The organism is Cobetia sp. SIMBA_158, from assembly GCF_046566945.1.
Classification (GTDB): domain Bacteria; phylum Pseudomonadota; class Gammaproteobacteria; order Pseudomonadales; family Halomonadaceae; genus Cobetia; species Cobetia amphilecti.
In genome coordinates this window covers 1-287 of sequence record NZ_JAWJYL010000217.1, presented here as the reverse complement: position 1 = coordinate 287, position 287 = coordinate 1, and the positions used below count along the sequence as shown (strand labels likewise).

Here is a 287-nt window from a genome sequence, read left to right as displayed (position 1 = left end):
ATGGTGCTGTCTGACATGCCGGTTGATGAACTCGAGACAATCTGGAAGGCGCTAGAAGAACTCGGCATGGCCAACCCGACAGTGGGCACGCTGGCGGACATGATCTGCTGCCCGGGTGGCCATTTCTGCTCGCTGGCCAATGCCAAGTCGATTCCCATCGCTCAGGCACTGCAGGCCCGCTTCGAAGACCTCGACTTCCTGTATGACCCCGGCCCGCTGGACCTGAACATCTCGGGCTGCATGAACGCCCGTGGCCATCACCACGTCGGCAACATCGGCATCCTTGG

The 287-nt window shown here is 61.0% G+C and carries 1 pseudogene; it reads left to right on the top strand.

Features of this window, described 5'->3' with window-relative positions:
• Window positions 1–287: pseudogene (locus R2R70_RS19700) on the top strand (nitrite/sulfite reductase); the annotation flags it as partial.